18 protein-coding genes are annotated in these 17,856 nt (G+C 67.6%); 12 read left to right on the forward strand and 6 right to left on the reverse strand.

All coding sequences use genetic code 11. The features are described from left to right. Positions 1-70: 70 nt before the first annotated feature. The 4 genes from rng (at position 71) to phnE (ending at position 4,541) form a co-directional block, all read left to right on the forward strand. Positions 71-1,528, forward strand: a complete 1,458-nt coding sequence (gene rng / locus AC24R4_RS12750; protein WP_400395047.1) for a ribonuclease G — start codon at positions 71-73, stop codon at positions 1,526-1,528. 221 nt (positions 1,529-1,749) lie between these two features. Beyond that, complete coding sequence (gene phnC, locus AC24R4_RS12755; RefSeq protein ID WP_400395041.1) at positions 1,750-2,604, forward strand: phosphonate ABC transporter ATP-binding protein; 855 nt, start codon at positions 1,750-1,752, stop codon at positions 2,602-2,604. Between the two features lie 62 nt (positions 2,605-2,666). After that, on the forward strand, positions 2,667-3,656 hold the full coding sequence (gene phnD, locus AC24R4_RS12760; RefSeq protein ID WP_400395042.1) for a phosphonate ABC transporter substrate-binding protein: 990 nt from the start codon (positions 2,667-2,669) through the stop codon (positions 3,654-3,656). A 78-nt stretch (positions 3,657-3,734) separates the two neighbouring features. Then, positions 3,735-4,541, forward strand: a complete 807-nt coding sequence (gene phnE, locus AC24R4_RS12765) for a phosphonate ABC transporter, permease protein PhnE (RefSeq protein WP_400395044.1) — start codon at positions 3,735-3,737, stop codon at positions 4,539-4,541. Between the two features lie 469 nt (positions 4,542-5,010). Here phnE and phnN read toward each other — a convergent pair whose 3' ends face one another. From phnN to phnF, 4 genes are all read right to left on the reverse strand, one after another. Beyond that, positions 5,011-5,577, reverse strand: coding sequence for a phosphonate metabolism protein/1,5-bisphosphokinase (PRPP-forming) PhnN (gene phnN, locus AC24R4_RS12770; protein WP_487523202.1), 567 nt, complete (start codon positions 5,575-5,577; stop codon positions 5,011-5,013). Continuing rightward, on the reverse strand, positions 5,574-6,323 hold the full coding sequence (locus AC24R4_RS12775; protein ID WP_487523203.1) for a DUF1045 domain-containing protein: 750 nt from the start codon (positions 6,321-6,323) through the stop codon (positions 5,574-5,576). The genes phnN and AC24R4_RS12775 overlap by 4 nt, the downstream gene beginning before the upstream one ends. Further along, on the reverse strand, positions 6,320-7,522 hold the full coding sequence (locus tag AC24R4_RS12780; protein WP_400394017.1) for an alpha-D-ribose 1-methylphosphonate 5-triphosphate diphosphatase: 1,203 nt from the start codon (positions 7,520-7,522) through the stop codon (positions 6,320-6,322). Before AC24R4_RS12780 ends, AC24R4_RS12775 begins: the two co-directional genes overlap by 4 nt. A 127-nt stretch (positions 7,523-7,649) precedes the next feature. Beyond that, positions 7,650-8,384: a phosphonate metabolism transcriptional regulator PhnF gene (gene phnF, locus AC24R4_RS12785; protein ID WP_400394015.1), complete on the reverse strand. Its 735-nt coding sequence runs from the start codon at positions 8,382-8,384 to the stop codon at positions 7,650-7,652. A 183-nt stretch (positions 8,385-8,567) separates the two neighbouring features. Between phnF and phnG the strand changes: the two genes are divergently transcribed. The 8 genes from phnG to AC24R4_RS12825 all read left to right on the forward strand — a co-directional run bounded on the left by phnG (position 8,568) and on the right by AC24R4_RS12825 (position 15,287). Continuing rightward, positions 8,568-9,056: a phosphonate C-P lyase system protein PhnG gene (gene phnG, locus AC24R4_RS12790; protein ID WP_400394013.1), complete on the forward strand. Its 489-nt coding sequence runs from the start codon at positions 8,568-8,570 to the stop codon at positions 9,054-9,056. A gap of 1 nt (position 9,057) precedes the next feature. Further along, complete coding sequence (gene phnH / locus AC24R4_RS12795) at positions 9,058-9,693, forward strand: phosphonate C-P lyase system protein PhnH (RefSeq protein WP_400394012.1); 636 nt, start codon at positions 9,058-9,060, stop codon at positions 9,691-9,693. Position 9,694: 1 nt separating this feature from the next. After that, positions 9,695-10,840 carry a carbon-phosphorus lyase complex subunit gene (locus AC24R4_RS12800; RefSeq protein ID WP_400394010.1) on the forward strand — a complete coding sequence of 382 codons (1,146 nt, stop codon included), beginning with the start codon at positions 9,695-9,697 and terminating at the stop codon, positions 10,838-10,840. Continuing rightward, complete coding sequence (locus tag AC24R4_RS12805; protein ID WP_400394008.1) at positions 10,837-11,760, forward strand: alpha-D-ribose 1-methylphosphonate 5-phosphate C-P-lyase PhnJ; 924 nt, start codon at positions 10,837-10,839, stop codon at positions 11,758-11,760. Before AC24R4_RS12800 ends, AC24R4_RS12805 begins: the two co-directional genes overlap by 4 nt. Beyond that, positions 11,757-12,533: a phosphonate C-P lyase system protein PhnK gene (gene phnK, locus AC24R4_RS12810; protein ID WP_400394006.1), complete on the forward strand. Its 777-nt coding sequence runs from the start codon at positions 11,757-11,759 to the stop codon at positions 12,531-12,533. The genes AC24R4_RS12805 and phnK overlap by 4 nt, the downstream gene beginning before the upstream one ends. Positions 12,534-12,538: 5 nt before the next feature. Beyond that, complete coding sequence (gene phnL / locus AC24R4_RS12815; protein ID WP_400394004.1) at positions 12,539-13,264, forward strand: phosphonate C-P lyase system protein PhnL; 726 nt, start codon at positions 12,539-12,541, stop codon at positions 13,262-13,264. Between the two features lie 68 nt (positions 13,265-13,332). Continuing rightward, entirely contained in the window at positions 13,333-14,544 is a 1,212-nt protein-coding gene (locus tag AC24R4_RS12820; protein WP_400394002.1) for an alpha-D-ribose 1-methylphosphonate 5-triphosphate diphosphatase, read from the forward strand. A gap of 245 nt (positions 14,545-14,789) precedes the next feature. Continuing rightward, complete coding sequence (locus AC24R4_RS12825) at positions 14,790-15,287, forward strand: hypothetical protein (RefSeq protein WP_487523204.1); 498 nt, start codon at positions 14,790-14,792, stop codon at positions 15,285-15,287. Positions 15,288-15,345: 58 nt separating this feature from the next. Here AC24R4_RS12825 and AC24R4_RS12830 read toward each other — a convergent pair whose 3' ends face one another. Both AC24R4_RS12830 and msbA read right to left on the reverse strand, forming a co-directional pair. Beyond that, on the reverse strand, positions 15,346-15,951 hold the full coding sequence (locus AC24R4_RS12830; protein WP_400392911.1) for a peroxidase-related enzyme: 606 nt from the start codon (positions 15,949-15,951) through the stop codon (positions 15,346-15,348). An 85-nt stretch (positions 15,952-16,036) separates the two neighbouring features. Beyond that, complete coding sequence (msbA, locus tag AC24R4_RS12835) at positions 16,037-17,806, reverse strand: lipid A export permease/ATP-binding protein MsbA (protein ID WP_283780787.1); 1,770 nt, start codon at positions 17,804-17,806, stop codon at positions 16,037-16,039. Positions 17,807-17,856 lie beyond the last annotated feature (50 nt).

Genomic DNA, 17,856 nt, shown 5'->3' on the forward strand with positions numbered 1-17,856 from the left:
GGGGTCAGATGCCCGGTCTCCCCGGGCGACAACAACAAGCGCCGGCAGACCGGCGACGGCATCCATGGCTATGACCGAAGACATCCTCGTCAATATCACGCCGCAAGAGACCCGTGTGGCCATCGTGCAGCAGGCGGCCGTGCAGGAACTGCACGTCGAACGCACGCTCACGCGCGGGCTGGTCGGCAACATCTATCTGGGCAAGGTCGTGCGCGTGCTGCCGGGCATGCAGTCGGCATTCATCGATGTGGGCCTGGAGCGCGCGGCGTTCCTGCACGTGGCCGACATCTGGCATCCGCGCGACGGCGAGAAGAACGGCCACCTGGCCATCGAGAAGACGCTGTTCGAGGGCCAGGCGCTGATGGTGCAGGTGATCAAGGACCCGATCGGCACCAAGGGCGCGCGGCTGTCCACGCAGGTCAGCATCGCGGGCCGCACGCTGGTGTACCTGCCGCAGGACCCGCATATCGGCATCTCGCAGCGCATCGAAGGCGAAATCGACCGCGAGGCGCTGCGCTCGCGCGTGCAGGGCCTGGTGCCGGCCGACGAGCGCGGCGGCTTCATCGTGCGGACCATTGCCGAGGAAGCCAGCGACGAGGAACTGAGCAACGACATCGCCTACCTGCGCAAGATCTGGGCGTCGATCCGGCTGAACGCCACCACGCAGCCGGCGCCGAGCCTGCTGTACCAGGACCTGAACCTGGCCCAGCGCGTGCTGCGCGATTTCATCAACGACGCCACGGGCGTGATCCAGGTGGACTCGCGCGAAAATTTCGTGAAGCTCGTCGAGTTTGCCCAGGAATACACGCCGGCGGTGCTGTCGCGCCTGTCGCACTACACCGGCGAGCGCCCGATCTTCGACCTGTTCAATATCGACGCCGAGATCGAGAAGGCGCTGTCGCGCCGGGTGGACCTGAAGTCCGGCGGCTACCTGATGATCGACCAGACCGAGGCGATGACGACGATCGACGTCAATACCGGCGGCTACGTCGGCGCGCGCAACTTCGACGACACGATCTTCAAGACCAACCTCGAAGCCGCCCACACCATCGCGCGCCAGCTGCGCCTGCGCAACCTGGGCGGCATCATCATCATCGACTTCATCGACATGGAGAACGTGGAGCATCGCGACGCGGTGCTCTCGGAGCTCAAGCGCGCGCTGTCGCGCGACCGCACGCGCATCACGGTGAACGGCTTCTCGCAGCTGGGCCTGGTGGAAATGACGCGCAAGCGCACGCGCGAATCGCTGGCGCATGTGCTGTGCGAGCAATGCCCGGTCTGCACCGGCAAGGGCCAGGTCAAGACCGCGCGTACGGTCTGCTACGACGTGCTGCGCGAGATCATGCGCGAATCGCGCCAGTTCAACCCGCGCGAATTCCGCATCCTGGCCTCGCAGGAAGTGATCGACCTGTTCCTCGAAGAGGAAAGCCAGCACATGGCCATGCTGGGCGACTTCATCGGCAAGCCGATTTCGCTGCAGGTGGAATCGACGTTCCACCAGGAACAGTACGACATCATCCTGATGTAAGGCACAGCCCCGGCTCCTGCATGGAACCCGGGGCTGAACCACGGGCCTGACATCGGTCGCAGGGCCCGCCGCGCGCCGCCTCGGCCATCTTCCCGCCTCCCGCCCCGCCCTGCGCCCCATCGCGCACTCGCCTCCGCGCATCGAAAAACCTCTGCCTCACGTCATCGTTCTGTCATCCGCCCTCGCCAGAATGCGCAGGTCATTCAAGCAAGGGAGTCGACATGACGCATGCAATCGAAGTGCGCGGCCTGAGCAAGTCGTTCCGCGCGGACCGCAAGGCGCTTGACGACGTCACGCTGCACATCGCCCCCGGCGAGATGGTTGCCCTGCTGGGCGCCTCGGGTTCGGGCAAGTCGACGCTGCTGCGCCACGTGGCCGGCTTTGTCGCTGGCGACACCGGCTCGGGCGAGATTCTCGTCAACGGCCGCACGGTGCAGCGCAACGGCCGTCTGGCGCGCGATGTCCGCAAGGTGCGTGCAGAGATTGGATTCGTGTTCCAGCAGTTCAACCTCGTGGGCCGCCTGCCCGTGATCACCAACGTGCTGGTCGGCCTGCTGACCCGCGTGCCCAAGTGGCGCAGCCTGATCCGCTATTTCACGGCGGACGAAGTGCAGACCGGCCTCGATGCCTTGGCCCAGGTTGGTATAGACGACTATGCGTTTCAACGCGCCTCGACACTTTCGGGCGGCCAGCAGCAGCGCGCCGCCATCGCCCGCACACTGGTGCAGAACGCCCGCGTGATCCTGGCCGACGAGCCGATTGCGTCGCTGGACCCCGAATCGTCGCGCCGCGTGATGTCGCTGCTGACCCAGATCAACCGCACCCGCAAGGTAGCCGTGGTGGTGTCGCTGCACCAGGTGGACGTGGCCATGCGCTACTGCCCGCGCGTGGTGGCGCTGCGCCACGGCAAGGTGGTGTACGACGGTCCGTCGGCCGCGCTGACGCCGAAGATGCTGCGCGACCTGTACGGCACCGAGGCCGACGAGCTGCTGCACGACAGCGTGCCCGACGCCCCCGCGCCGGCCGCCGGCGTACCCGTCCCGGCCATGGTCCGGATGGACCTGGCCACCGCCTGATCGCATTTCTACGAATTATCCAGACCGCGTTTCCCCATCAGTCTTTCCAAACGGAGTTTTCGATGCTTCGCAGAACCTTCCTCGCCGTGGTGGCCTCGGGTGTCGTGGCGCTGCCCGCCTTTGCCCAGGATGCCAAGACCCTGAACATCGGCTTCATCTCGACCGAATCGTCGTCGAACCTGAAGAATGCCTGGCAGCCGGTCATCGACGACCTGAGCAAGACGCTGGGCGTGCCGGTCAAGCCGTTCTTTGCCTCGGACTACGCCGGCATCATCGAAGGCATGCGCTTCAACAAGGTGCAGATCGCCTGGTTCGGCAACAAGTCGGCCATGGAAGCCGTGGACCGCGCCAATGGCGAAGTGTTCGCGTCGGTGATCGACAAGGACGGCAACCCGGGCTACTGGTCGCTGCTGATCGTGCGCAAGGACAGCGACCTGAAGTCGGTCGAGGACGTGATCAAGCGCGGCCGCGATCTGTCGTACGGTGCCGGCGACCCGAATTCGACGTCGGGCACGGCCGTGCCCGGTTACTACCTCTGGGCCGCCAACAAGGTGGAGCCGAAGACGCTGTTCAAGGCCGTGCGCATCAGCAACCACGAAACCAACCTGCTGTCGGTGCTGAACAAGCAGGTGGATGTGGCCGTGAACAACACCGAGAACTTCGAACGCTATCGCATCAACACGGGCAAGAACGCCTATGACGAAGTGCGCGTGCTGTGGAAGTCGCCGCTGATCCCGGCCGATCCGCTGGTCTACCGCAAGGACCTGTCGCCGGAGATGAAGAAGAAGATCCAGACCTTCTTCGTCAACTACGGCAAGGGCGCCAACGCCGCGCGCGAGAAGGAAACGCTGGCCGCGCTGACGTACCAGGGCTTCCGCCCGTCGAGCGATGCCCAGCTGGTGCCGATCCGCCAGATCGAGCTGGCCAAGGAAAAGGCCAAGATAGAGACCGACACCACGCTGGCCGCCGCCGACAAGGAAAAGAAGCTGGCCGACGTGACGCGTCGCCTGGCCGACCTCGACAAGGCCGCCGCCGCCACCGTGCAGCAGTAAGCCGTACCGGAGACCGGCGATGCCCGATGCGGGCGCTGCCGGTCTTCCCCGTTTCCCGCCTTCCCTTCCGGATGCCCCATGACCGCCAAGCCTGGCCTGCCCCCTTCGCCCCAAAGCCACGTTCGGCCGCCGCGCACATCCCTGTCCGTGATGCTGATCTGGGCTGTGCTGCTGGCCCTGCTCGCCATGTCTTGGCAAGGCGCCGACATGCGCCCGCTGGACCTGTTGCGCGATTCCGGCAACATGGCAAAGTTCGCCGCCGATTTCTTCCCGCCCAACTTCCGCGACTGGCACAACTATCTCGACGAGATGCTGGTGACGGTACAGATCGCGCTGTGGGGCACCGCACTGGCCGTGCTGATGGCCGTGCCGCTGGGGCTGCTGTGCTCGGCCAACATCGTGCCGGTGTGGGTGTACCAGCCCGCCCGCCGCATCATGGATGCCTGCCGCGCCATCAATGAAATGGTGTTCGCGATGCTGTTCATCGTCGCCGTGGGCCTGGGTCCGTTCGCCGGCGTGCTGGCCATCTGGATCCACACCATGGGCGTGCTGGCAAAGCTGTTTGCCGAAGCCGTCGAGGCCATCGACCCGCGCCCCGTGGAAGGCGTGCGCGCCACCGGGGCCGGCCCGATCGAGGAAATCGTCTACGGCGTGATCCCGCAGGTGCTGCCGCTCTGGCTGTCGTTCGCGCTGTATCGCTTCGAATCGAACGTGCGCTCGGCGTCGGTGGTGGGCATCGTCGGTGCCGGTGGCATCGGCACCGTGCTGTGGGAGATCATTCGCAGCTTCCAGTACGCCCAGACCTGCGCGGTGATGATCATCATCATCCTGTTCGTGGTGGCCATCGACATGATGTCGGCCCAGATCCGCAAGGTGCTGGTATGACATCCGCGACGACGCCCGCCGCGCTGACTTTGCCCCGGATTGCCGCTGACCGCTACCTGTGCACCCTCGACCCGGGCGACGCGCTGCATGCGCCACGTGTGAGGCGCGATGCCTGACGCGGGGCGCGCCAGCAATTGAGACGCTGGCCCTCTCCCCCGCCCCTCTCCCGCCACGCGGGAGAGGGGAGAAAACCACGGGGACATCAGCCGCGATCTGGTCAGCCGCGCTCTGGTTGCTCCCTCTCCCGCCACGCGGAAGGGGAGAAAACCACGGGATATCAGCCGCGCTCTGGTTGCTCCCCTCTCCCGCCACGCGGGAGAGGGAGAAAACCACGGGATATCAGCCGCGATCTGGTTGCTGCCCTCTCCCGCCACGCGGAAGGGGGAGAAAACCACGGGATATCAACCGCGCTCTGGTTGCTCCCCTCTCCCGCCACGCGGGAGAGGGGCCGGGGGAGAGGGTGAGCCGGTCAACCGGCGATCAGGCTGGCAAACGCGTCAGCCGAATCCTTCAGTTCACCGCTGTTGTCGATTTCGACCAGCCGGCAGCCAGCCGGCACGTCGAAGGGCTGCGTCGCCCGTGCCAGCCGCCCGGCAATGGCCGCCTCGGTTTCGCGGCCACGATGGCGCAGGCGCACCGCCAGCACCTCGGGCTTCACGCGCACATGCACGGCACAGAGCTTGGGGTAGCGCGCCGCCGCATCCGGCAGGTATTCGCGCGATCCGTTGACGATGACCTTCAGGCCCCGCGCCAGCCACTGCTCGATCTCCACGCCGATGCCGTAATGCAGGCCGTGGCTCTGCCAGTGCATGGCCAGGCAGCCCAGACCGACGCGGCGCGTGAACTCATCGGCGGTCAGCGCCACCGACGCCTCGTTGGCATCGGCGGCGCGCGTGATATAGCGATGGGCGATGACCACCGGGTCGGCCGGCTTCAGCCGTTCGTGCAGGGCCCGCAGCAGTGAATCCTTGCCGCTGCCGGACGGGCCCATCACGTAGAACAGGCCATTGCCGTCGGTCTCGGGGCGCAGACTCATGCCAGCCAGCCCGCGCCGGCACCGTCCACCGTGGTGCCGTCGAAGCGATAGTGACGCGCGGCGACGAAGTCGGCGCCGGCCTCGGGTTGCACATAAAGACTGATGCTGTCCACGCGCAGCGGATGCTCCAGCAGCCGGCCGCCCGCCACCGACAGCATATCGAAGGCCGCGGCCTCGTCGGCCGCGTCGAGCATGCCGGTCAGCGTGATGTGGAAGGTGAACGTGTCGAACACATATGGATAGCCCCACGCTTCGAGATGCCGCCGTTGCGCCGGACTCAGCCGGTCCGGGTTGCGGCGTGCGATCTCGGCTTCGGTGGGCGGCGCGCGGAAGCGATCGAACCCGGTGACGCAGGCATCGGCCAGCGCATGCATCCGCCGGCCGCCCTCGCCGTCGGCATCGTCCAGACACCAGGCCAGGAAGCCGCGCAGCGCGCGCAGCGTCAGCGGGGCGTCGAACGGCTGGCGCGCCGCGGCGAAGGCGCGCATGGCGCCATCGAGCGTGGCCGCGTCCGTGCTGTCGGCCAACCGGAATGGCGGTTTCAAGGTCGCGTGCAGCGCGTAGTGCGCGGGGGCCTTGACCCACTCGGCGGGCCGCTGTGCGATGCCCGGGGGCAGCGGCAGCGCGGCCCCCGTATCGGCATCGCGGCCCAGCCATTGCGCGCCGAAGCTGCGGAATGGCTCGGCCGGCGCCAGGTAGATCGCATAGCGATGGGCCGATCGGGAGGGTCGGGTCGCCTGGCTCATGCGGCCAGGCTGGCCGGGTCGGCCAGGTCGATCAGCGGCAGCGCCACGGCGGCGTGGCGCAGTTCGCCGTTGACGATGGTGCCGCACACGCGCGGCAGGCCCGGCAGGCTGTCGTCGATCAGCACCGCATCGGCACGCATGCCCGGCACCAGCGCGCCACGGTCGCGCAGGCCAGCGGCGCGTGCCGGGTTACGCGACACCAGATGCCAGGCCTCGGGCAGGCTGCAGACACCCAGTTGCACGAGCTTGAATGCAGCCTGCAGCGGCGCGGGATAGTAATAATCCGAAGCCAGCACGGTGCAGAGGCCAGCGGCAATCATTTCGGTGGCATTGGGCGCGCCGGTGTGGCTCTGGCCGCGCAGCACATTGGGGGCGCCGAACACGGTCTCGTCGCCGATCTGGCGCGCCAGCCTGGCCACTTCCACGGTCAGCGGAAATTCGGCGATGGCGCAGCCCTGGCGATGGTAGTGCTGGCGCGTGGCCACATCGGGATCGTCGTGGGACGCCACCGGCAGGCCAGCCTCGCGCGCGGCGGTAATCAGCTGCGAAACGGCGGCCGGCACGTCCTGCGCGTGGCGGCTGGCCGTGCGCAGGCGGCTGCGGAATGCCTCCATGTCGCACTCGGCGCGTTCGGCGTACTGGGCCAGCTTGCGCTCGTCGTTCATGCGGCGCGCCATGGTCGGCAGATGGTCGTTGATGGCCAGCAGGCTCACGCGGCCGTCGGCCATCCATTGCAGGGCCGTCTCCACGCCGGCCAGGTGATAGGCCTCGAAGCGCAGGTGCACCTTGTGCGACGCACCGAGCACCGGCGCCAGTTGCGACAGCGCCTCGAACATGCGCACCGCGTAGGCTTCACCGCGCAGCCCCCCTTCCCAGGACAGCGTCACGCCGTGGAATTCGGTCGTGATGCCATGCGCCAGCAGCTGGCGATCCACATCGAGCAGCGCCGGGCCATACGGAAAGCTGACACCGGGACGCGGCATCACCGACCGTTCGAACGCATCGCCATGGATATCGACGATGCCGGGCAGCACCAGCAGGTCTCCGGCGTCGATGCAGGGGCCGCTGCCGCCGGCCTGCTGCGCGATGTTGCCTTGCTCGAAGCCCAGCGTGGCGGGGGCGATGGTACCGGCACCCAGCACACGGCGGCCAGTGATGCCGTGCAGCGGGAGCGAACAGGTTTGTATTGTCGTTTGCATGATGGGCGTTACGGGTTCGCCAGCAAGTTAGCGCCGGCACATGACATACATATGTCTAGACCAATGTGGTTGCATGCCGGATCAGGCCATGAGGCCGACTGTGCCGCCAGGGCACGCGGCCCGTCTGTCAGTCGTTGTCGGACACCGTAAGCTGCACCCAGTCGCCAGCGAATCGGGTCATGCTGTACTGCACGGGCACGCCGTCGATATCGACGTTGAGCGCCTCCACCTGCAGCACGGGGCGCGTCTTGGGCTGGTTCAGCAGCCGCGCCACCGGGGCGCTGGGCATGGCCGCGGTGATGCGCGACCACTTGCGCGTGTAGTCGGCAATGCCGAACTGCGTCAGCGCACGCGAAATGGACTGCGTCTCGCGCACGGCTTCTTCCAGGCCCGGAAACCGCTTCGGATCGAAATAATGCTCGGCGACGTCGATGGTGCGCGCTTCGGCCTTGCCCACCATCTGGATATGCAGGATATCGGCCGTGCGAGGCAGGCCCAGGTGCCTGGCAATCTCCGGCGCGCGCAGCGTCTGGCTGGCGACGATCTCCAGATGCCCGCGCATGCCCTGCGCCGCCAGATTCTGCGAAAAGCGCGTGCGGCGGCCGATCGCGTAGTCGATCGCATGCTCCTGCACGAAGGTGCCGCGGCCCTGCTCGATGCGCACCAGACCGCTCAGTTCCAGTTCGCCCATCGCGCGGCGGATGGTGTGCCGGTTCACGGCAAAGCGCGTGGCCAGTTCCGGCTCCGGCGGCAGCTGCTCGCCGGGGCCATAGAGTTTGTTGCGGATGTCCTCCGCCAGCGCCTCGCCAATCTGGCGCCACACCGCCACGCCGGAGCCCCGTTCCACTTCCCGATCAGACATCTTCGCTCTGCCCTGTGTCATCAAGCCTTAATGGTTGCCGTGCGATTGTGCCCGAGTCCCGGCGCGCCGGTGACGTGTCCGAGCAAAGTCCCCCACCCGTCACGAAACGTTCATGTGGCTGTGGTCTAGTATCGCCGTGTTGTGGTAGTTTACATCTAAACGTATAGACGTATAGGGGTGATCATGCAAAGTGAAACCGCCAACCACGCCAACGCGGCACGTGCCGCCTGGCTGCGGGTGCTGGCGCTGGCCCAGTCGGATGCGCTCGATGCGGCGTACACCCGGCTGCAGGAACAGGCCACCCTGCCGGGCTATCGGCTGCTGCGCAAGCCCGAATCGGGCATGGCCATGGTGCGCGCCCGTGCGGGCGGCACCGGCGCCCAGTTCAACCTGGGTGAAATGTCGGTCACACGCTGCGCCGTGGTACTGGACGAATCCGAAGAGGTGGCGGCCACGGCCGGCGTCGCGTATGTGCAGGGTCGCGGCCAGCGCCACGCCGAACAGGCCGCCGTGCTCGATGCCCTGCTGCAACGGCCGGCCTGGCACCAGCGCGTGCAGGAAGTGGTTGTCGCCCCGCTGGCGCAGGCCCTGACCGAACGCGCCGCGCGGCAGGCCGCCACCGCCGCGCAAACCCGCGTGGAATTCTTCACCATGGCCCGCGGAGAAGATTGAGATGCCGTCCCCCCAGAATACGATGCAGGCCTTCGCTCCCAGCCCTACCCCGGCCACTTCGCTGCTGCCCGGCTTCGACAACCCGGTCGATGATGCGCAGGCCGTGTTCCGCGCCACGCTCGAAGCGTTCGCGCATCCGGGCCGCCTGGCAGTGCTGCCCGTCGGCAGCGGCCAGCCCGAAGGCCTGTCCCCGGCGCTGACCGCGCTGCTGCTGACGCTGGCTGATCCGGATACCCCCGTGTGGCTGCCCGCCGACGTACCGGCCGCCGCGCGCGCTTTTCTGCGTTTTCACTGCGGCTGCCCGCTGGTCGATACCCCCGCCGACGCCACCTTCGTGTGCGTGCCCGCCGGGCATGCCATGCCCGCGCTGGCCGACTGCGCGCAAGGCCTGCCCGCCTATCCGGACCGCTCCGCCACGCTGATCGTCGAGGTCGATTCGCTGCACGACGGCGACGCGCTCACGCTGACCGGCCCCGGCATCGAGACCACGCAGGCGCTGCACGTGCGCGGCCTGCCCGCCGATTTCCGGCCGGCCTGGCGCGCCAACAACGCCCGCTTTCCGCTGGGCGTGGACCTGCTGCTGGCCAGCGGCCAGCAATTCTGCGCCCTGACGCGCACGACACGCGTGGAGGACTGACATGTACGTAGCCGTCAAGGGTGGCGAGCGCGCCATCCTCAATTCGTACCAGATGCTGGACACCTACCGCCGTGGCGACACGTCGGTGCCCGAACTCACGCTGGCGCAGATCCGCGAGCAGATGCCGCTGGCCGTGGCCCGCGTGATGGCGGAGGGCTCGCTCTACGACCCGCACCTGGCCGCGCTGGCCATCAAGCAGGCCGCCGGGGACCAGATCGAGGCCATCTTCCTGCTGCGCGCCTATCGCACCACGCTGGCCCGCTTCGGCTACACCGAGGCGATCGATACCGGCACGATGACGCTGCAACGCCGCATCTCGTCGACGTTCAAGGACGTGCCGGGCGGCCAGGTGCTGGGCCCGACCTACGACTACACGCAGCGCCTGCTCGACTTCACGCTCGAAGCGGGCCGCGACCCGGCCCCGCTGGCGCCGTCGCCGGAACCGCTGGCGTCGAACATGCCGCGCGTGACCGGCCTGCTCGAAGCCGAATCGCTGGTCGAAGCCGACACCATTCCCGCCGGCGACCCCGCCCCGCCCGACCTCACGCGCGAGCCGCTGACCTTCCCGGCCGAGCGCCCCGCGCGCCTGCAGAACCTGGCCCGCGCCGACGAAGGCTTCCTGCTGGCCATGGGCTACTCGACGCAACGCGGCTACGGCAACTCGCACCCGTTCGCCGCCGAGATCCGCTACGGCAGCACCGAAGTGGAAATGTTCATCGAGGAACTGGGCTTCGCCGTGACCATCGGCGAAGTGGAACTGACCGAATGCCAGATGGTGAGCCAGTTCGCCGGCAACGCCGACGAGGCGCCGCGCCTGACGCGCGGCTACGGGCTCACGTTCGGCTACAACGAGCGCAAGGCGATGTCGATGGCGCTGGTGGACCGCGCCATGCGCGCCGAAGAGCTGGGCGAAGCCGCCGACAACCCGGCCAACGATATCGAATTCATGCTGTACCACAGCGACAACGTGGAAGCGTCCGGCTTCGTGCAGCACCTGAAGCTGCCGCACTACGTGGACTTCCAGGCCAACCTGGAACTGCTGCGCCGGCTGCGCGCAGAGCAGGCAGGCCCGGCCGCCCCGGCCACCGCATCCACCGGCGCGCCGCAGCCGTCGCCATCGCCATCGCAAGAGGAGTCGCTGGCATGACCACCGCCAACCCCAACGCCAACCCTGGCGCCGCAACCGCCACCGCAACCATTGCGCGCGACGACCACTACAACTTCGGCTACCTGGACGAATCCACCAAGCGCATGCTGCGCCGCGCGCTGCTGAAGGCGGTGGCCATCCCTGGCTACCAGGTGCCGTTCGGCAGCCGGGAAATGCCGCTGCCGTATGGCTGGGGCACCGGCGGCATCCAGGTGACCGCCGCCATCATCGGCCGCCACGACGTGCTCAAGGTGATCGACCAGGGTTCGGACGACACCACGAACGCCATCAACATCCGCCGCTTCTTCGGCCGCGTGACCGGCGTGCAGACCACCGAGCGCACCGCCGAGGCGACCATCATCCAGACGCGCCATCGCATTCCGGAGACAAAGCTGCGCGCGGGCCAGACCATGGTGTACCAGGTGCCCATTCCCGAGCCGCTGCGCTGGCTGGAGCCGAGCGAGACCGAAACGCGCACGATGCACGCGCTGGCCGAATACGGATCGATGCACGTGAAGCTCTACGAGGACATCGCCCACCACGGCCACATCGCCACCACGTATGACTACCCGGTGATCGTCAACCAGCGATACATGATGCGCCCGTCGCCAATCCCGAAGTTCGACAATCCCAAGCTCGACCGCAGCCCCGCGCTGATGCTGTTCGGCGCCGGCCGCGAGAAGCGCGTCTACGCCGTGCCGCCGTACACGTCCGTCAAGAGCCTGGACTTTGTCGACCACCCGTTCACCGTCGAGACATGGTCGAGCTGCTGCGCGCAATGCGGCGCCACCGACAGCTACCTGGACGAGATCATCACCGACGATGCCGGCACGCGCATGTTCGTGTGCTCGGACACCGAATACTGCGCCGACCGCCAGGCGGCCCAGGCCGTCAAGACCGCCGCCGGAGGCCAACCATGAACGCCACGCCACTGCTTTGCGTCCGGCAGCTCACGCACACCTGGGACGGCGTGCACGGCTGCCACGACGTCACCTTCGACCTGTACCCCGGCGAAGTGCTGTGCGTGGTCGGCGAATCGGGCTCGGGCAAGAGCACGCTGCTGCAGGCGCTGTCGATGCAGGTGCGCGCGCAGCGCGGCAGCGTCAGCTACGACATGCGCGAAACCGGCCTGACCGACCTGGCCTCGCTGTCCAGCGCGCGCATGCGCCTGCTGGCGCGCACCGACTGGGGCTTCGTGCGCCAGCATGCCCGCGACGGCCTGCGCATGCAGGTCAGCGCGGGGGCCAACATCGCCGAGCGCCTGATGGCCGTGGGCAACCGCCACTACGGCGACCTGCGCGAGATCGCCGGCGCCTGGCTCGAAAAGATGGAAATCGACCTGGACCGCCTGGACGATGTGCCCAGCACGTTCTCGGGCGGCATGCAGCAGCGCCTGCAGATCGCGCGCAACCTGGTCACGCATCCGCGCCTGGTGTTCATGGACGAGCCCACCGCATCGCTGGATGTCTCGGTGCAGGCCCGCCTGCTGGACCTGATGCGCCGGCTGGTGACGGACCTGGGCCTGGCCGCCGTCCTCGTCACGCACGATCTGGCCGTGGCGCGCCTGCTGGCGCACCGCACGCTGGTGATGCAGGGCGGCCGCGTGGTCGAACAAGGCCTGACCGACCAGATCCTCGACGACCCGCAGCATCCGTACACCCAGCTGCTGGTGTCCTCCATCCTGCAAGGCTGATCACGATGCAAGCAGATACCCGGAAGCTGATCGAGGTCCGTGGCCTCGGCAAGATGTTCACGTTGCACAACCAGGGCGGCATCCGCCTGCCCGTGCTGCAGGCCATCGACTTCGACGCGTCGCGCGGCGAATGCCTGGTGCTGTCGGGCCGCTCGGGCACCGGCAAGAGCACGCTGCTGCGCTGCCTGTACGGCAACTACCTGGCCACCGAAGGCACCATCCGCCTGCGCGATACCAGCCAAGCGGGCGAGCCGTGGGTGGAGCTGACCCATGCGCCCGAGCAGCGCGTGCTGAAGCTGCGCCGCGACGTGATCGGCTATGTATCCCAGTTCCTGCGCGCCATCCCGCGTGTCCCGGCGCTCGATGTGGTGGCCGATCCGCTGCAGCAGCGTGGCGCCAGCCACGAGGAAGCCCGCGCCCGCGCCGCCGTGCTGCTCGAACGCCTGAACCTGCCGCGCCGCCTGTGGGACCTGCCCCCGGCCACCTTCTCGGGTGGCGAGCAGCAGCGCGTGAACATTGCGCGCGGCCTGATCGGCGGCCATCCGATCCTGCTGCTCGACGAGCCGACCGCTTCGCTCGATGCCGACAACCGCGCGGTGGTGATCGCGCTGATCCGCGAGGCGCTGGCCGAGGGCCGCGCGCTGATCGGCATCTTCCACGACGAAGCCGTGCGCGATGCCGTGGCCACACGTGCGCTGCCGCTGCAGCCGGTGGCGGCCGCCAACGCCTGACGCCCGACGCCTGCCAACATCGGCACCGCCCCCGACAACCCTGCCCTGAGCCCGACACGGAACCGGACATGTCCACCACCTACCTGACACACGCCACGCTCGTGCTGCCCGACGGCGTGCTGCACGACAGCGCCCTGCTGATCGCCGACGGCCAGATCGCCGCCATCGAACCCGAGTCGGCTCCCGCCCATGCCGCGGTGATCGACCTGCGCGGCCATACCGTGATGCCGGGCCTGATCGACGTGCATTGCGATGCCATCGAAAAGGAAGCCGAGCCGCGCGCCAACGTGCTGTTCCCGCTCGACTTTGCCGTGGCGCAGGTCGACCGCCGCAATGCCGCCGCCGGCATCACCACGCCGTACCACGCGCTCTCGTTCGCCAGCAACCAGTTCGGCGTGCGCAACAACGACACCGCCGCCACGCTGGTGCGCACAGTGGCCGAATACCGCAAGCACAGCCTGGTCGACAACCGCATCCACTGCCGCTACGAAGTGACCGACGCGGCCGCCGTGCCGGTGCTCGAAATGCTGATGGACGAAGGCGTGGTGGACCTGCTGTCGGTGATGGATCACTCGCCCGGCCAGGGCCAGTTCAAGACGCTCGACGCCTACCTGTCGTACATGATGGGCAACCATGGCATGAGCCGCGACGAAGCAGCCAACGCCGCCGCGAAGAAGGCGGCCGAGCTGGACGGCGCCACCGAGCGCGTCAACCGCCTGGTGTCGAAGGCCCACGCGCTGGGCGTGCCCACGGCCAGCCATGACGACGATTCGCCACAGCGCATCGCCGCCATGCATGCGCTGGGCGTGCGCATGAGCGAATTCCCGATCAACCTGGAAACGGCGCAGGCCGCCGCCGCGCATGCCCTCCCGACCATCCTGGGCGCGCCCAACGTGCTGCGCGGCAAGAGCCAGAGCGGATCGATGCGGGCCATCGACGCGATCCACGCCCGGGTCGGCAATATCCTCTGCTCGGACTACCAGCCCTCGACGCTGATCGCCGCCGCCTTCGCCGCCGCGCGCTTGGCCGAGCTGCCGCTCAACGACGCGCTGGCGCTGGTCAGTGCCAACCCGGCCGATGCGTGCATGCTCGACGACCGTGGCCGGCTGCTGCCCGGCAAGCGCGCCGACGTGATCGCCGTGGCCAGCGTGGCGGGCCAGCCGCTGGTCACGCATACGTGGTCGGCCGGCCGTCTGGTGTTTGCGGCAGGCTATCCGGCCGTCCACCCGGCGGCCTCGCATACCGCCGCGCGCGCGGCCGAAGCGCCGGCCGTGGCCTGACCCCGCGCGCCAGCGCGCGCTCGAACGCGCGTTCGGCAATGTCACCCGCCCAGCCATGAAAAAGGCCGCGCATCGTCGCGCGGCCACATTTATTGACTATAGGCGCTACGCGGGGCGCTGGCACGGTAGGACTAGTCCTCATCACTGGCGGCTGGCCTTTGCACCGCTATCCCCTACTCTGGAGATGCAGGTGGCGGAAGCTTGAAGGGGTCGACATGATGTCAATGCGGATCACGGTGCCAGCGATGCTGGCCATTTTTTTATGTGCGGGATGCGCCGATCTGCTGCCGCAGAAGGTCGATCGATCGCCGCCGCTGGCGGGCCCGCAGGTCAACGCCGACACGACTTACCCCCCTGCCCCGCTGGCCCGCCCCACGCCGATACCGCCGCATGAAATCAACATGACGGGCACCTGCAAGCGCACCGAGGAGGACGGCTTCCGCGAGGATGCCGTGGTACGCGTATCGCACAATGCCGTGCAGACGCTGACCTGGAAACTGTGGGTGTCGCGCAAGGGGTCGTGCCACTTCGACCTCGATGAATTCAAGCAGGTGCAGCAAACGCCGCATATCGAACTGCATGCCATCGACGGCAGCGGCTGCAAGCTGATGGTGTGGCAGGACCCGCGCCGCATCACGCTGGCCCACGCACGGTGCGAGAAGCACTGCACGCCCGGCATCTACGAGCAGGCGTGGCCGGTGCTGTTCGATCCACGTAACGGTAACTGCGCACAGATCCGCTGAAGATCGGCGGCCGGGCCGCCGCCACGCCCGACCTGCCTGCCGGCGTGCCTGGGTCGGGCTACTTCGCCTTGGGCACGCGGCCCATCAGGAAGAACTCGTCGTTCGGACGCATGCCGATGGTATTCGCCATGCGGTTCGACAGGCCAAAGAACGCCGTGATGGCGGCAATGTCCCACGCGTCCTCGTCGTCGAAGCCATGGACGCGCAGCGCGTCGAAATCGGCCTCGCCGATCGTATGCGACGCCTCGCACACCTTCATCGCGAAATCGAGCATGGCGCGCTGCCGCGGCGCAATATCGGCCTTGCGGTAGTTGACCGCCACCTGATCGGCCACCAGCGGCTTCTTTTCATAGATGCGCAGGATGGCGCCATGCGCCACCACGCAGTACAGGCACTGGTTGGCGCCCGAAGTGGCCACGACGATCATCTCGCGGTCGCCCTTGGTCAGGTTGCCGCTCTCCTTGAGCATCAGCGCGTCGTGGTACGCAAAGAAGGCCCGGCATTCGTCGGGCCGGTGCGCCAGCGCCAAAAACACATTGGGAACGAAACCCGCCTTTTCCTGCACTTCCAGCACGCGCTGGCGCAGGTCGTCGGGCAGGCCGGCAATCTCCGGGACGGGATAGCGGCTGATCGGGGGTCGATGGGACGGTGATGCCTGGGTCATGTCTGTCTCCTCCGGGTAGGTTTCCCGTGTGTGTGTACATGCCCGGCCATGGCAGGGCGCCATGGCCGTCAAAACCGTGTGTCGCTTACTCCGCCGCCGTGGCGAACTGGATCCGGTGCAGGCCGGCGTACAGCCCGTTGGCGGCCAGCAGGGCACCGTGGCTGCCCGCTTCGGCCACGCGGCCATGCTCCAGCACCACGATGCGGTCGGCGTTTTCAATCGTAGACAGCCGGTGGGCGATCACCAGCGTGGTACGGCCCACCATCAGCGATTCCAGCGCCGCCTGCACCTGGCGCTCCGATTCGGAGTCCAGCGCCGACGTGGCTTCGTCCAGAATCAGGATCGGGGCGTCCTTGTAGATGGCCCGCGCAATGGCCAGCCGCTGGCGCTGGCCACCCGACAGCTTCATGCCGTTGTCGCCGATGTTGGTTTCCAGCCCTTCGGGCAGGCCCTTGACCACATCGGTCAGGTAAGCCGCCGCCAGCGCGCGCTCGACGCGCGCCATGTCGATCTTCTCGCGCGGATGTACGCCATACGCCACATTGGCAGCCACCGTATCGTTGAACAGCACCACGTCCTGGCTCACGAAGGCGATCTGGCGACGCAGGTCGTTCAGGCCGAACTGGTCGATCGGCTTGCCGTCGAGCATGATGCGGCCTTCGGTCGGGTCGAAGAAGCGCGGCAGCAGGTTCACCAGCGTGGTCTTGCCACTGCCCGACGGCCCCACCAGCGCCACCACCTCGCCCGGTGCGGCGTGGAAGTTCACACGGTTCAGCGCCGGACGGGCGGCATCGCCATAGCGGAAGCCGACGTTTTCGAACACCAGGTCACCCCGGGCGCGCTCCAGCGGCAGCCCGCCGGTCTGCGGCTCGATCGGCTCGTCGATCAGCCCGAAGATCATCTCGGCGGCGGTCAGGCCGCGCTGCAGCGGCTGGTTCAGGTCGGTCAGGTGCTTGAGCGGCGAAATCAGCAGCAGCATGGCCATCACGAAGCCGGTGAACCCGCCGATGGTGGTCTGGTTGCCCTGTGCCTGGATCATCGCGATGGTCAGGATCACCGACAGCGCCAGCGACGCCAGGAACGCCGTCACGGGCTGGTTCAGGCCACCGGCCACGGCCATGCGCATCGAATAGCCGCGCAGGCGCTCGGCCATCGTGGCAAACCGCGCCGTTTCGTATGCCTCGCCGCCGTGCAGCTTGACGACCTTGTAGCCGCCAGCCGCTTCCTCGACCACGTAGGCCGCGGTGTTGGTCAGTGCCTGGTGCTCGCGGTTCAGCCGGCGCAGGCGGCGGTTCACCTTCGACATCACGAAGCCGATGGTCGGCAGCAGCACGGCCACCACCAGCGTCAGGCGCCAGTTCGTGTAGAACAGGTACACCAGCAGCGCCAGCACGGTCAGGGAGTCGCGCACCAGCGTGATCAGCACGCCGGTCAGGATCTGCATGACCTGGTTGACCTCGAAGATCACGGCGTTGATCAGCGATGCGGCGGTATTGCGGTGATAGAACAGCGCCGGCGCGTGCAGCATGCGCTCGAACATCTGCATGCGCATCTTGAGCAGCACCTTGTTCGAGATCAGCGACAGCAGATACCCGGACGCGAACTGCGCCACGCCGCGCACCAGCGCCACGCCGACCAGCAGCGCCGGCACGTGCCAGAGCTTGCCGGCGTAGCTGCCGCCAAAGCCCTTGTCGAGCAGGTCGTTGACCACCTTCGGGATAATGCCCTCGCTGGCCGCCACGAGTGCCATGGCCAGGATCGCCAGCACGAAGTTGCGCATCTCGGGCTTCAGGTATGCCCAGACGCGCTTGAGGGTGTCGGTTTCCTGGGGCGTTTGCTTTTTGCTGTCTTTCACGTTGGCTCCACTTGCCGATCGGGGCCCGCACCGACTGCCGCTAGAATGGC

The organism is Cupriavidus sp. CER-90 (assembly GCF_057652055.1).

What these genes read in the sequence shown, in the direction of transcription:
- rng (WP_400395047.1), top strand. Translation starts at nt 71, where the DNA reads ATGACCGAAGACATCCTCGTCAATATCACGCCGCAAGAGACCCGTGTG.
- phnC (WP_400395041.1), top strand. Translation starts at nt 1,750, where the DNA reads ATGACGCATGCAATCGAAGTGCGCGGCCTGAGCAAGTCGTTCCGCGCG.
- phnD (WP_400395042.1), top strand. Translation starts at nt 2,667, where the DNA reads ATGCTTCGCAGAACCTTCCTCGCCGTGGTGGCCTCGGGTGTCGTGGCG.
- phnE (WP_400395044.1), top strand. Translation starts at nt 3,735, where the DNA reads ATGACCGCCAAGCCTGGCCTGCCCCCTTCGCCCCAAAGCCACGTTCGG.
- phnN (WP_487523202.1), bottom strand. Translation starts at nt 5,577, where the DNA reads ATGAGTCTGCGCCCCGAGACCGACGGCAATGGCCTGTTCTACGTGATG.
- AC24R4_RS12775 (WP_487523203.1), bottom strand. Translation starts at nt 6,323, where the DNA reads ATGAGCCAGGCGACCCGACCCTCCCGATCGGCCCATCGCTATGCGATC.
- AC24R4_RS12780 (WP_400394017.1), bottom strand. Translation starts at nt 7,522, where the DNA reads ATGCAAACGACAATACAAACCTGTTCGCTCCCGCTGCACGGCATCACT.
- phnF (WP_400394015.1), bottom strand. Translation starts at nt 8,384, where the DNA reads ATGTCTGATCGGGAAGTGGAACGGGGCTCCGGCGTGGCGGTGTGGCGC.
- phnG (WP_400394013.1), top strand. Translation starts at nt 8,568, where the DNA reads ATGCAAAGTGAAACCGCCAACCACGCCAACGCGGCACGTGCCGCCTGG.
- phnH (WP_400394012.1), top strand. Translation starts at nt 9,058, where the DNA reads ATGCCGTCCCCCCAGAATACGATGCAGGCCTTCGCTCCCAGCCCTACC.
- AC24R4_RS12800 (WP_400394010.1), top strand. Translation starts at nt 9,695, where the DNA reads ATGTACGTAGCCGTCAAGGGTGGCGAGCGCGCCATCCTCAATTCGTAC.
- AC24R4_RS12805 (WP_400394008.1), top strand. Translation starts at nt 10,837, where the DNA reads ATGACCACCGCCAACCCCAACGCCAACCCTGGCGCCGCAACCGCCACC.
- phnK (WP_400394006.1), top strand. Translation starts at nt 11,757, where the DNA reads ATGAACGCCACGCCACTGCTTTGCGTCCGGCAGCTCACGCACACCTGG.
- phnL (WP_400394004.1), top strand. Translation starts at nt 12,539, where the DNA reads ATGCAAGCAGATACCCGGAAGCTGATCGAGGTCCGTGGCCTCGGCAAG.
- AC24R4_RS12820 (WP_400394002.1), top strand. Translation starts at nt 13,333, where the DNA reads ATGTCCACCACCTACCTGACACACGCCACGCTCGTGCTGCCCGACGGC.
- AC24R4_RS12825 (WP_487523204.1), top strand. Translation starts at nt 14,790, where the DNA reads ATGCTGGCCATTTTTTTATGTGCGGGATGCGCCGATCTGCTGCCGCAG.
- AC24R4_RS12830 (WP_400392911.1), bottom strand. Translation starts at nt 15,951, where the DNA reads ATGACCCAGGCATCACCGTCCCATCGACCCCCGATCAGCCGCTATCCC.